10 protein-coding genes are annotated in these 12,392 nt (G+C 71.1%); 7 read left to right on the top strand and 3 right to left on the bottom strand.

What is annotated here, in order from left to right; all coding sequences use genetic code 11:
* Window positions 1-115 precede the first annotated feature (115 nt).
* Window positions 116-1,804, bottom strand: a complete 1,689-nt coding sequence (locus HL658_RS34365; protein WP_211109925.1) for an FAD-dependent oxidoreductase — start codon at window positions 1,802-1,804, stop codon at window positions 116-118.
* A gap of 157 nt (window positions 1,805-1,961) precedes the next feature.
* On the opposite strand from HL658_RS34365, the gene HL658_RS34360 reads away from it, so the two are divergent.
* From HL658_RS34360 to tcuB, 3 genes are all read left to right on the top strand, one after another.
* Window positions 1,962-2,654, top strand: coding sequence for a GntR family transcriptional regulator (locus HL658_RS34360; protein ID WP_180286784.1), 693 nt, complete (start codon window positions 1,962-1,964; stop codon window positions 2,652-2,654).
* Between the two features lie 142 nt (window positions 2,655-2,796).
* Window positions 2,797-4,194, top strand: a complete 1,398-nt coding sequence (gene tcuA, locus HL658_RS34355) for an FAD-dependent tricarballylate dehydrogenase TcuA (RefSeq protein ID WP_180286783.1) — start codon at window positions 2,797-2,799, stop codon at window positions 4,192-4,194.
* Window positions 4,181-5,332, top strand: coding sequence for a tricarballylate utilization 4Fe-4S protein TcuB (gene tcuB / locus HL658_RS34350; protein WP_246338233.1), 1,152 nt, complete (start codon window positions 4,181-4,183; stop codon window positions 5,330-5,332). Before tcuA ends, tcuB begins: the two co-directional genes overlap by 14 nt.
* Before the next feature lie 17 nt (window positions 5,333-5,349).
* Here the strand turns inward: tcuB and HL658_RS34345 are convergent, their stop codons facing one another.
* Window positions 5,350-6,171, bottom strand: a complete 822-nt coding sequence (locus HL658_RS34345) for an IclR family transcriptional regulator (protein ID WP_180286782.1) — start codon at window positions 6,169-6,171, stop codon at window positions 5,350-5,352.
* A 347-nt stretch (window positions 6,172-6,518) separates the two neighbouring features.
* Window positions 6,519-6,905 (bottom strand): cupin domain-containing protein, encoded by a 387-nt coding sequence (locus HL658_RS34340; protein ID WP_180286781.1) that lies wholly within the window; start codon window positions 6,903-6,905, stop codon window positions 6,519-6,521.
* Between the two features lie 234 nt (window positions 6,906-7,139).
* Here HL658_RS34340 and HL658_RS34335 point away from each other — a divergent pair, with 234 nt between their 5' ends.
* The 4 genes from HL658_RS34335 to HL658_RS34320 all read left to right on the top strand — a co-directional run bounded on the left by HL658_RS34335 (window position 7,140) and on the right by HL658_RS34320 (window position 12,378).
* Window positions 7,140-8,930, top strand: a complete 1,791-nt coding sequence (locus HL658_RS34335) for a thiamine pyrophosphate-binding protein (RefSeq protein ID WP_180286780.1) — start codon at window positions 7,140-7,142, stop codon at window positions 8,928-8,930.
* A 108-nt stretch (window positions 8,931-9,038) separates the two neighbouring features.
* Window positions 9,039-10,079: an AAA family ATPase gene (locus HL658_RS34330; protein ID WP_180286779.1), complete on the top strand. Its 1,041-nt coding sequence runs from the start codon at window positions 9,039-9,041 to the stop codon at window positions 10,077-10,079.
* Window positions 10,069-10,932, top strand: coding sequence for a ParB/RepB/Spo0J family partition protein (locus HL658_RS34325; RefSeq protein ID WP_180286778.1), 864 nt, complete (start codon window positions 10,069-10,071; stop codon window positions 10,930-10,932). The genes HL658_RS34330 and HL658_RS34325 overlap by 11 nt, the downstream gene beginning before the upstream one ends.
* Before the next feature lie 579 nt (window positions 10,933-11,511).
* Window positions 11,512-12,378 carry an ABC transporter permease gene (locus HL658_RS34320; RefSeq protein WP_180286777.1) on the top strand — a complete coding sequence of 289 codons (867 nt, stop codon included), beginning with the start codon at window positions 11,512-11,514 and terminating at the stop codon, window positions 12,376-12,378.
* Window positions 12,379-12,392 lie beyond the last annotated feature (14 nt).

Raw genomic sequence — 12,392 nt, 5'->3', positions numbered from 1 at the left:
CGCCGGGCGGCCCGCATCCGCGTGCCTTGGCTTCGCGCCCATGTGGGCGCGGGGCCTCAACGGCCCAACCAAGCCCCGATGAGTGGAACTCATCAGGGCTAGGTATGACCGTCGCTCACCCCGCCGCGTCGCGGGCGGCGAGCCAGGCGAAGGTCATGGCCTGGCCGAGCTGGGCGCCGGCGCCGGGGTACTCGCCGCCGAAGACCGATTGCATGTCGTTGCCGCAGGCGTACAGGCCGGGGATGACGCCGCCGGCGGCGTCGAGCGCACGGGCGCTGGTGTCGGTGGCGAGGCCGCGGCTGGTGCCGAGCGGCGTCGGCACCAGCCGCACCGCGTAATAGGGGGGGGCGCCCACCGGGGCGACGCAGGGGTTGGGGCGTATGGCGGGGTCGCCGTTGCTGCGGTCGTACGCGTTCCCGCCCTTGCCGAACTGATCGTCCAGCCCCTGCGCCGCGGCGCGGTCGTAGCGGGCCAGCGTGTCGGCCAGGGCGTCGGCGGGCACACCGATGCGCCGCGCCAGATCGGCCGCGTCCCGCGCCTCCACCAGATAGCCGCTCTCCACGTACCGCCGCAGCACCGGCGTGCGCGGGCGGATCAGGCCCAGCCCGTAGCGGCGGATGAAGTCCCGGCCGCAGACCAGCCAGACCGCCACCTCCCCGTCGTTGCCGCGGGTCCGGTACATCGCCCGCACGAACTCGTGGTAGGACACCGCCTCGTTGACGAAGCGGCGGCCGCCGCGGTCCACCGCGATGGCGCCGGGCTTGGCGCGGTCGAGCACGATGTGCGGGTAGACGGCGGTGCTGCCGTCCGCCCGCGTGGCGATGGAGCTGGGGAACCACAGGGCGTTGTCGAGGCCGGAGGGCCCGAGCACCGCCCCCGCCTCCAGCGCCAGATCCAGGGTGCTGCCGTCGCAGCCGGGGGCCGCCGGGCTGTGCGCCGGCACCGGCTCCGGCAGGTGGCGCTGCCGCCACGCCGCGCCGGAGGGGAAGCCGCCGCCGGCCAGAACCACCCCGCGCGCCGCGGTCACGGTGAGCGGGCGCCCGCCCTCCCCCACCGCCGCCACGCCGGTGACGCGCCCGCCCTCGCGCAGGAGCCGCGTCGCCGTCACGCCGGTGCGTACGGTCACACCGCGGTCGAGCCCCGCCTTGAGCAGCCGCGCCACCAGCGCGTTGCCCAGCACCAGCCGGGTGCCGCGGGGGTGGCGCAGCCGGTCGAGGCCGTAGCGCAGCACCAGCCGCGCGCCGAGCAGGAAGCCGGACAGCGAGCGGTCGGCGCGCAGCAGGCTGGCCGCCTCGCCCCGCGTGATCATCATGCCGCCGAACAGCATCAGCTCCGGCAGCGGCGCCGCCAGTCGCCCGAACTCCGCCCCCAGCAGCCGCCCGTCGAAGGGCAGCGGCTCCAGGGCACGGCCGCCGGTGGCGGCCCCCGGCTGGTCCTGGCGGTAATCGGGTGCCGTCCTGTAGGGGCGGAAGCGGATGCCGGCGTCGCGGTCGAGCGCCTCCACCATCGCCGGGGCCGCGGCCAGGAAGGCCCGCCACATCGCCTCCGTCCCCCGGTCGCCGACCAGGGAGGCGAGGTAGAGCGCCGCCCGCTCGCCGTCGTCCCGCACCCCCTCGGCGCGCAGATAGGGGTTGTCGGGCACCCACACGGTGCCGGAGGAGCGGGCGCTGGTGCCGCCGATGCGGTCGGCATGCTCCAGCACCACCACCCGCAGCCCGGCGAGCGCGGCGGTGAGGGCGGCGGTCAGCCCGCCGGCGCCGCTGCCGAGCACCACCAGATCCGTCGCGATCCCGTCCCCCGTCACCACACGCCCCTCCCCCGCCCCGTTGTCGCGTCGGCTAATATCACATCGTCGCAGGCCATGCGACATGGTCGTCTGCATGGGGGGTTGGCCGGTGGCGGACGGCTGGGCTATCCTGCCGCCCGACCCTGCCCCGCCGCCCGACCGGAAGCCGCCCGCCATGACCCAGCCCGACAGCGACAGCTCCCGGGGCGAACGCGCCTACGCCCGCCTGAAGAAGGACATCGCCACCGGCGTCATGCCGCCCGGCAGCCGGGTGCGCGAGAACGAGATCGCCGAGCGGCTGGGCATCAGCCGCACTCCCGTGCGCGAGGCGCTGCGGCGGCTGGAGGGCGACGGGCTGATCGTGCACGCGCCCCACCAGGGGGCGGTCGTCGCCCAGCTCGACCACCAGTCGGTGATCGAGCTGTACGACATGCGCGAGATGCTGGAGGGCACCGCCGCCCGCTACGCCGCCCGCCACGCGTCGGAGGCGGAGATCCAGGATCTGGCCGAGCTGGTGGAGAGCGAGCGGGCGGCGGCCGGGGATTTGGGCGCGCGGGCGGAGCTGAACCGCGCCTTCCACGCCGCCCTCTACCGCGCCGGCCACAACCGCTATCTGCTGAAGGCGCTGCTGGCGCTGGGCGACGCCATGATCCTGCTGGGCGGCACCACGCTGGCCGCGGAGGAGCGGTTCCAGGCGGCGCTGGGCGAGCACGCCGACATCGTCGCCGCGATCGCCGCCCGCGACCCCGACCGCGCCGAGGCCACGGCCCGCACCCACATCCGCAACGCCCAGCGCGCCCGGCTGAAGCTGCTGCGCCAGCGCCTGCTCACCGACCGCGCCGACGCCCCCGACGACCCGACCCTCTGACACGCCCCTGCCCTCCCCGTCCGTACCGTCGCGTCGGCATGCGCCGGGTCACGCCCGCTCTTGACGTATACCGGCGTATACAGCAGCATACATGAACGACGCGGGCAAGGGTCCGCGCATCCAAATTCCGGGTTGGTCACGCATGGTCGATCGAAGGAGCCGCCACGACGTGCTGGTCGTGGGCGGAGGCAACGCGGCGCTGTGCGCCGCCATCAGCGCCCGCCGTGCGGGCGCGTCCGTACTCGTGCTGGAAGGGGCGCCGAAATTCTACCGGGGCGGCAACACGCGCCACACCCGCAACATGCGCTGCGCCCACGACACCGCCACGGGCACGCTGACCGGTCCCTACACCGAGGAGGAGTTCTGGACCGACCTGACGCTGGTCACCAAGGGCAACACCGACGAGGCGCTGGCACGCTTCATGATTCACGAGTCGAAATCGATGCTCGACTGGATCGCCGAGCAGGGGGTGCGCTTCCAGCCGTCGCTGGGCGGCACGCTCAGCCTCGGGCGCACCAACTCCTTCTTCCTGGGCGGCGGCCGGGCGATGCTGAACGCGCTCTACCGCACGGCCGAGGGGTTGGGGGTCGAGGTGCGCTACGACGCGGAGGTCATCGACCTCGCGGTCGACAACGGCGTCTTCACCGCCGCCACCGTCCGCAGCCCGGCCGGGACGGAGGAGGTCCGCGCCACCACCCTGGTCGCCGCCGCCGGCGGTTTCGAGGCCAACATCGAGTGGCTGAAGGCCCATTGGGGCGCGGTGGCGGAGAATTTCCTGATCCGCGGCACCCGCTACAACCGCGGCACCGTGCTGCGCATGCTGCTCGACCACGGGGTGGCGCCGGTGGGCGATCCCACCCAGTGCCACGCCGTCGCCATCGACGCCCGCGCGCCGAAATTCGACGGCGGCATCATCACCCGGCTGGACTGCGTGGTGTTCGGCATCGTGGTCAACAAGCACGCCCGCCGCTTCTACGACGAGGGCGAGGACATCTGGCCCAAGCGCTACGCCATCTGGGGCCGGCTGGTCGCCGCCCAGCCCGACCAGATCGCCTACATCCTGTTCGACGCCAAGTCGCTGCGGCTGTTCATGCCCTCGCTGTTCCCGCCGATCCAGGCGCCGACGCTGCGCGAGCTGGCCGGGCGGCTGCGCCTCGATCCGGACGCGCTGGAGGCGACGGTGGACGGCTTCAACGCCGCCGTCCGCCCCGGACACTTCGACGACAAGACGCTGGACGACTGCCGGACGGAGGGGCTGGACCCGCCCAAATCGCACTGGGCGCGGCGGCTCGACACCGCACCCTTTTACGCCTACCCGGTGCGGCCGGGCATCACCTTCACCTATCTGGGGACGCGGGTCGACCACCGCGCGCGCATGCTGATGACGGATGGGAGTGCTGCGGAGAATATGTTCGCCGCCGGGGAGATCATGGCCGGCAACATCCTGGGCCAGGGCTACGCCGCCGGCATCGGCATGACCATCGGCGGCGTCTTCGGGCGCGTCGCCGGCAGGGAGGCCGCGGCCCATGCACGCCACTGACATGACCACCGCCGGTACCGGCGGCACGGCGCTGCCCACCGCGACCCTGCGCGAGGCCGAGCGGCTGATGACGGTCTGCAACTCCTGCCGCTACTGCGAGGGGGTGTGCGCCGTGTTCCCGGCGATGGAGCTGCGCCGCAGCTTCGCCGCCGGCGACCTGCACTATCTGGCCAACCTCTGCCACGGCTGCAGCGCCTGCTTCCATGACTGCCAGTTCTCGCCGCCGCACGAGTTCGACGTGAACGTGCCGCGCACGCTGGCCCGGCTGCGCGCCGAATCCTACGCCGCCTATGTCTGGCCGCGGGCCTTCGCCGGGGTGTTCGCGCGCAACGGCGTGGTGGTGGCGTTGGCGGCGGCGGGCGGGGTGGCGGCCTTCATCCTGGGCTTCGCGGCGCTGGTCGATCCGGCCGCGCTGTTCGCCGCGCACCACGGCCCCGGCGCCTTCTACCGGCTGATGCCGCACAACGCCATGGCGCTGCTGTTCGGCGGCGTGTTCCTGTACGCGCTGCTGGCTCTGGCGCTGGGCCTGCGCGCCTTCTGGCTGGACATCGGCGAGCCGGCGTGTACGCTGGCCGATCCGCTGCCGCTCTGGCAGGCGGTGAAGGACGCCGGCCGACTGCGCTACCTCGACGGTGGTGGTGCCGGCTGCATGAACGAGGACGAGCGGCCGACCGACAACCGCCGCCTGTTCCACCACCTGACCTTCTACGGCTTCCTGCTGTGCGTCGCGGCGACGTCGGTCGCCACCCTCTACCATTACCTGCTGGGGCGGGAGGCGCCCTACCCCTGGTACGACCTGCCGGTGCTGCTCGGCACGCTGGGCGGGCTGGGGCTGCTGCTCGGGCCGGCCGGGCTGCTGCTCGCCAAGCGGCGGCGGGAGCCGGCGGTGCGCGACGAGCCGTCGCTGGGCATGGACACCGCCTTCATCGCCATGCTGTTCCTCACCAGCCTGACCGGCCTGCTGCTGCTGATGTTCCGCGCCACCCCGGCCATGGGGATGCTGCTGGCGGTGCATCTGGGCGTGGTGTTCGCGCTGTTCCTGACCATGCCCTACGGCAAGTTCGTGCACGGCCTCTACCGGTTCCTGGCACTGGTGCGCTACGCCCGCGAACGGCGGACGCATTTCGGTGCACCGTGAGGGTCAGTCGTGAGTGGTTAGCCTTGGATGGCGACCCCGCCATGGCCGAGCTCCCGCGACAGGCGGTCGGCGATCACCCGCAGGTGGCGGACCTTGTCCTGCATCACCGCCAGCGACAGGCGCCAGACCGGCCCGGAGAAGCCGAGTGCGCCCGCCACCCGGCCGGTGAAGTCGTGCACCGCCACGGCGGCGCAGCGCAGCTCCGGGTGGAACTCGGCGTCGTCGTAGGCGATGCCGGTTCCGCGCACGCGCTCCAGCTCCTCGCGCAGCCGCACCGGGTCGGTGATGGTGTTGGGGCCGAAGGCGTCGAGCCGGTGCGTCTCCAGCCAGCGGTGGAGGTGGCGTGCGTCGCCGGTGGCGAGCAGCAGCTTGCCGATGGCGGTGGCGTGCGCCGGGCGTGGGGCGCCGGTGCCCTCGCGCAGGCGGAAGGCGCCGGTGCCTTCCGACCGCGCGATGATCACCACCTCGTCGCCGGAGGTGACGGCGAAATGGCTGGTCTCGCCGGTCAGCTCCGACAGCTCCTCCAGGAAGGGCATGACCTGGTTGACCAGATCGACCTCGTTCATCGCCCCGGCCGCCAGCGAGAACAGCGGCCGGCCGAGCCGGTAGCGCTTGGTCTTCGGGTCCTGCCGCAGATAGCCCAGCGTCAGCATCGTCTTGACCAGATGGAAGGTGGTGCTGTTGTGCAGCGCCACGGCCTTGCTCAGCTCGGCCAGCCCGATGCCGCCGCGCGCCGCCGCCACCGCCTCCAGGATGGAGAAGGCGCGCACGATCGACTGCACCCCGGCGCGATCCTTGCGCGGGTCCTCGGTCGTGGCGTCGTCCAACACACCGCTCATAAGCATTCCGCTCCGGTTTTTCGCGTCGTCAGAGATGGGGCCGGGGTGTGGGGGGAGTCAATCGCCCATGACGTCCTCTCCACCTCTCCCCCTGGGGAGAGGTCGGCGCGCAGCGCCGGGTGAGGGGGAAAACCCTCTCCCGCCCCGGGAGAGGGTGGACGGCGCCAGCCGGCCGGGTGAGGGCTCGTCGCAGGAACGTTGGGCGAAGCCGCGGCAAAGACCCTCACCCGGCGCCTGCCGGCGCCACCCTCTCCCGGGGCGGGAGAGGGTAAGCCCCCTCACCCGGAGCCTTCGGCTCCACCCTCTCCCCGGGGGGAGAGGGTTGTCGGGCGACGCCGACCCGGCACTCAGCGCGCCGCCTCCGCGATCGGCTCGTCGGTGGGCGGGCTGGTGATCACGAAGAACACCAGATCCTCCAGCCCTGTGTTGAAGATGGCGTGCTCCACGCCGGGCGGGATGAAGATGTACTCGTGTTTGCGCACCACCGTCCGCTCGCCGTCCAGCTCCATCAGCCCCTCGCCCTGGAGGATGTAGTAGATCTGCTCCTGGACCGTGTGGCTGTGGCGGGCGACGTAGCCCTTGGGCTGATAGCTGGAGATGCGGAAATCGAAATGCCGGGTGCGGTCGGTCTCCGGCGTGACCAGCATCTTGGAATGCGCGTCGTAATGCTCCGGCGGCGTGACCCACAGCACCTCGGCGATGCTGCGGATGGTGGCGGCGTTGCGTTCCTTCATCCCTCGTCCCTCCCCTGCGGCGCGGCCGACCGACGGCCCGCCCTAGTAATGCGACATTGTAGGATGAAACACGAGAATGTCGCAATATTGGTTCGATGACGCGGCAGACTCGCCAGAAACCCGGCTTTCGAAGCGACTGCGCGCGGCTGTTCCGGTTGACATGCCACATGGTCGCAGTCTATCTCATAAAACCGGATCGCGGCCAATCGCGGCCGGCATTGGGGAGGGATGGACATGGCGGACCGGAAGGGCGCGGACCTCATCACGGAGTTCCTGGTCAAGGAGAAGGTGCCCTACGTCTTCGGCATCTGCGGGCACGGCAACGTCGGCATGCTGGACGCGCTGTACGAGGCGCGCGGCGACATCACGCTGATCTCGCCGCGCCACGAGCAGGTGGCGGGCCACATGGCCGACGGCTATTTCCGGGTGAAGCATGCGCCGGCCGCCACCCTGACCTCCTGCGGGCCGGGCTCGGCCAATCTGGTGATGGCGCTGGCGGTGGCGTTGACCGACAGCTCGGCCTTCTTCGCCATCACCGCCAACGTGCCGACCTCGCAGTTCAACCGCAGCCCGTTCCAGGAGATCAACCGCCACTACCAGGCGGATTTCCCGAACGTGATCCGGCCGGTGGTCAAGCGCAGCTACCAGCCGACGCGTGTCGACATGCTGCCGCTGGCGCTGCGCCAGGGCTTCGCGACCATGATCACCGACCGGCCGGGGCCGGTGCAGATCGACGTGCCCTTCAACCTGTTCCAGGAGACCGCGGAGGTGGCACTGGAGCATGGCGCACCCCGCACCCTCAACGACCGCCGCGCCGCGGCGTCGGCCGACGACATCGCGCGCGCCATCGACATGCTGCTGGCGGCGGAACGGCCGCTGCTGTTCATCGGCCACGGCGTGGCCCTGTCGGAGGCGTCGGCGGAGCTCACGGCTCTCGCCCGCCGCCTCTCCATCCCGGTGATCAGCTCGCCCAACGGCATGGGCTGCCTGGACATGGAGGACCCGCTGTCGCTGGGCTTCATCGGCCGCAACGGCGCCTACCCCGCCAACCAGGCGGGGCGGCACGCCGATCTCGTGCTCGCCGTCGGCGCGCGCTTCGACGACCGCTCCTCCTCCTCCTGGATGCCGGGCTATTCGTGGAACTTCCCGACCACCCAGCTGATCCATGTGGATGTCGACCCGGCGGAGATCGGCCGCAACTACGCCCCCGACCTCGGCATCCTGGCCGACGCGCGCACATTCCTGCGCCAGATGGTGGCGGAGCTGGACGGGCGCGACGCGACGCCTGCGACCCGGCTGGAGGGCTGGTGGGCAAGCATCCGCGGCTGGGCCGCCGCCTGGGACGAGTTCGTCGCCCCGCGCTTCGGCCAGCACACCAGCCCCATCCGTCCCGAACGCATCGTCGAGGATTGCCAGCGGGTGCTTCCGCCCGACGCCATCCTGACCTTCGACGCCGGCGTCCACCACAACTGGTTCATGCAGTTCTGGAAGGCGCGCCGGCCGCAGACCATGCTGAACAGCTGGGGCTATTCCGGCATGGGCTTCGGCCCGGCCAGCGTGCTGGGCGCCAAGCTGGCGGCACCGGACAAGGTGTGCGTGTCGGTCTGCGGCGACGGCGGCTTCACCATGGTGCCACATGTGCTGTGCACGGCGGTGGAGTACGACATCGCCGTGGTCTGGGTGGTGTGGAACAACTTCGCCTGGGGCGCCATCCGCGACATCCAGTACGGGCTGTTCGACGGGCGGGAGATCGGCACCGCCTTCTACGCCGGGCCGAACCAGGGGCCCTACAACCCCGATTTCGCCGCCTGGGCGCGCGCCGCGGGGGTGGAGGCGATCACCGTCACCCGGTCGGAGGATTTCGCCGGGGCGCTGGAGACGGCGGTCAAGGCCAACCGCCCCTTCCTGATCGACGTGCATGTGGACGCCGACATCCGCCCGCCCGCCACCGGCGCCTGGGCCCTGCCCCCCACCCCGCACAAGGAGCCGGTCTTCGGCGAGCGCTTCATTCCCACCAATCCCTGACCGGCCCCCTGGCCGGCACGGGGTGTGAAGCACACTCACCATCACACCGGTTGACAGTACCATCACCGTTGCTCATGGTGCACCGGAATCCTGCACAAGGGGGGACCGGTGACCCATGCAATGAGCGGCGAGGAGCTGCGGCGCTACCGCGAGCAGCGGGGCATGAACCAGCAGGAGCTGGTGTCCTGGCTGAACGACCATCTCGGCCGGCGTTACGACCGCGCGAAGATCTCGCGCTGGGAAACCGGATCGGAACGGATTCCGCAGACCGTGGCCGCGGCGCTGAAGGACGGCACGCGGCCGACCGGCATCCCGGCCGCCGTCGTGGCGGGGCGCGCGCCGCTGGTCTTCTGCGCCGCCAACCAGAAGGGCGGCGTGGCGAAGACCACCACCTGCGTCAACGTCGCCTGGCTGCTGGGCCGCGAGGGACGGCGGGTGCTGCTGATCGACTGCGACCCGCAGGCCAACGCCACCGTGCATCTGGGCATCGACCCGCATGACCGCGAGGTGGCGAAGGCCACCCTCACCCACGCGCTGCGCTCCACCCGCCCGATGCGGGAGTTCGTGACGCCGGTGTGCGACGGGGTGTTCGACCTCCTGCCCTCCTCCATCTCGCTGGCGGCCACCGACCGCGAGCTGCTGCGCCAGCCCAACGGCACGCTGATCCTGCGCGCCAAGGTCGCCCAGCTCGCCGGCCATTACGACTTCGTGGTGCTCGACTGCCCGCCGCATCTGGGCGAGCTGACGGTGTCGGTGCTGAACGCCGCCGACCAGCTGCTGATCCCGACCCAGACCGAGATGCTGTCGATGATGGGCATCCCGCAGCTCTTCGAGACCATCGTGGCGGTGCGCGAGCTGGTCAACCCGCGGCTGGAGATCCTGGGCATCCTGCCCACCATGTACAGCCCGCGCCGCCTGCAGGACGAGCAGGTGATGGCCGACCTCAACGAGCTTGCCACGGCGGAGAACCTGCGGCTGTTCTCGCCGGTGCGGCGCGCCGCCGACTACACCAAGAGCGTGATGGCCGGCCGTCCCGGCCTGGCGATGAACGCGAACTCCGCCGGGGCGGAGAGCTACCGCGAGATCGCCGCGGCGCTGCTGGCGCTGCACCCGGTGACGGCGCAGGAGGAGGCCGGCCGTGGCGCGTAAACTCGACACCAGCAACGCCGGGCTGTTCAAGCGCGCCGTCGGGCGCAGCGGGGCAGGGGCGGGCGCCAACGCGGCGCTGTTCGGGCTGAGCGCCAGCATGCGCTACCGCGAGATTCCGCTCGACCGGATCGAGCCCGATCCCGACCAGCCCCGGCGCAACGCGCGGGACGCCGACATCGCCACGCTGGCGGCCTCCATCGACCAGAAGGGCCTGCTGCAACCGATCAACGTCCGCGAGGTCGCTGCCGACCAGTTCCGCATCATCGCGGGGGAGCGGCGCTACTGGGCCTTCCGCCAGCTCGGGCGGGAGACCATCCCGGCGCTGGTCCTCGACACCGTCGACACCCAGGCGCTGGCGCTGATCGAGAATGTCCAGCGCGTCGACCTGCACCCGGTGGACGTCGCCCGCTCGCTCGACGGGTTGATCGGCGAGAAGGGCCTGACGCAGGAGCAGGCCGCCGTGCTGATCGGCAAGTCGCAGGAGTATGTGGCCCGCCTGCTCGGCATCCTGCGGCTGCCGCCGGCGATCATCGACGAGGCGCCTGCCCGGCCGGAAGTCTCCGTCTCCTCCCTGATGGAGCTGGCGGAGATCGGCGACGCCGCCGCGCAGTTGGCCCTGTGGCGCGGAGAGGGCGGGGCGCTCACCGTGAAGAGCCTGCGCGCGGTCAAGCAGAACCGCCCGGCCCCGGTCCCAGCCCCGGCCGCCACCTCCTTCCGTCCGACGCTCAAGACGCTGCACACCGGCGTCGCCAAGCTGCGCGACCTGAGCGGGCAGGGCGCCCGCCTCACCGACGAGGACCGCGACGCCCTGCGCACACTCCGCGTCGCCATCGACGCGCTGATCGGCCGGTAGGCCGTTATTCGACGTCTAATAAACCGACGCCGGACCGCGGGCGCGATTAGACGTCTAATAAGCACCCGCGATCCAACCCTCTCCCGCCTCCGGCGGGGGAGGGTGGCGCCGTCAGGCGCCGGGTGGGGGCTAGGTCCTGCCAAAATCCAGCGCCCATCCGTGGCAACTCAGGGGCGCCGGCTCCGTCGGAAACACCCAGCCCCCACCCTCCCAGCCTCCGGCCGGGCCCCTCTCTCCCCCGCCGGAGGCGGGAGAGGGGTAGTTTTGCCGCCCTCGGCCAGACGTGTGCATGCCCTAGCCGCTGGGCAGGTGAGGGCAGGGCGTCGCCTTGCGGAGGTTTTCGCGTGCTGCGCGAGGGCAGGGCGTCCATCGCGTTCAGAACGACAGACCCGCACCCAAAATTCGCGCCAACCACAAACAATCCATGTCACGGATTTTATGTTGCAAGACCGATCAATGTTGGAATAGCATTCCAACATTGATCGCGGTGCCGACTTGCCCGCCGCGTGGAACCGTCCCCGCTTCCGGCTCCGGCCGGGTCGGGGGGCCGGCCGACGTCCAGAAACGATGGTTCGACCCATGGCCTCAAACGCAACCTCCCGCCTGCCGACCGACATCGGCGGTCCAGCGCCGTCGGCGCCGTCTCCCCAGCGGACGGTGGTGCGACGATCGAAGCTCACCCGCACGCTGCGGCGCGTCGGTTGGAACCTGCTGCCGCCGCTGACCTTCGTCGGCATCGTGCTGCTGTGGTCCTGGTCGGTCAGCCTGTTCCAGATCCCGGCCTATCTGCTGCCGGCACCGGGGGCGGTCTTTTCCCGTGTGATCACGGACGCCCCGATGCTGTGGACCCATTCCCTGGTGACATTGACCGAGATCGTGCTGGGCTTCGGGCTGACGCTGCTGACGGCGATCCCGCTCGGCCTCGTCATCGCGCTTTCGCCGGTCGCCAAGCAGATCCTCTACCCGCCGATCATGCTGCTCCAGCTCGTGCCGAAGATCGCGGTGGCGCCGCTGTTCCTGGTGTGGCTGGGCTTCGGCATCGAATCCAAGGTGCTGCTGACGCTGCTGATGACCTTCTTCCCGCTGCTGATCGCCAGCATCAGCGGCTTCCAGATCCTCGACCCCCGCCTGCTCTACCTGACCAAGTCGATGGGGGCGACGACCTTGCAGACCTTCCGCTACCTGCGGGTTCCGGCGGCGCTGCCGGTGATCTTCTCCGGCGTCAAGACCTCGGCCACCATCGCCGCCACCGCCGCCATCGTCGCCGAATTCGTCGGCGCCAACGAGGGGCTGGGCTATGTGCTGCTGCGCGGCACCAGCACCATGGATCTGGAGCTGACCTTCGCGGTGCTGGTGGTCCTGACCGTCATCGGCATCCTGATCAACTACGTGGTCGAGTTCAGCGAATGGGCCATGACCCCATGGCAACGCTCCGGCCATCTCTGACACCACACCAGCCG

This window comes from Azospirillum oleiclasticum (assembly GCF_013423485.1).
Classification (GTDB): Bacteria; Pseudomonadota; Alphaproteobacteria; order Azospirillales; family Azospirillaceae; genus Azospirillum; species Azospirillum oleiclasticum.
This window is presented reverse-complemented; position numbering and strand designations above follow the sequence as displayed.

Bases quoted from the DNA above. Each gene is read 5' to 3' on its own strand.
- HL658_RS34340 (WP_180286781.1), bottom strand. From the start codon at position 6,905: ATGAAGGAACGCAACGCCGCCACCATCCGCAGCATCGCCGAGGTGCTG.
- HL658_RS34360 (WP_180286784.1), top strand. From the start codon at position 1,962: ATGACCCAGCCCGACAGCGACAGCTCCCGGGGCGAACGCGCCTACGCC.
- HL658_RS34345 (WP_180286782.1), bottom strand. From the start codon at position 6,171: ATGAGCGGTGTGTTGGACGACGCCACGACCGAGGACCCGCGCAAGGAT.
- tcuB (WP_246338233.1), top strand. From the start codon at position 4,181: ATGCACGCCACTGACATGACCACCGCCGGTACCGGCGGCACGGCGCTG.
- tcuA (WP_180286783.1), top strand. From the start codon at position 2,797: ATGGTCGATCGAAGGAGCCGCCACGACGTGCTGGTCGTGGGCGGAGGC.
- HL658_RS34320 (WP_180286777.1), top strand. From the start codon at position 11,512: ATGGCCTCAAACGCAACCTCCCGCCTGCCGACCGACATCGGCGGTCCA.
- HL658_RS34335 (WP_180286780.1), top strand. From the start codon at position 7,140: ATGGCGGACCGGAAGGGCGCGGACCTCATCACGGAGTTCCTGGTCAAG.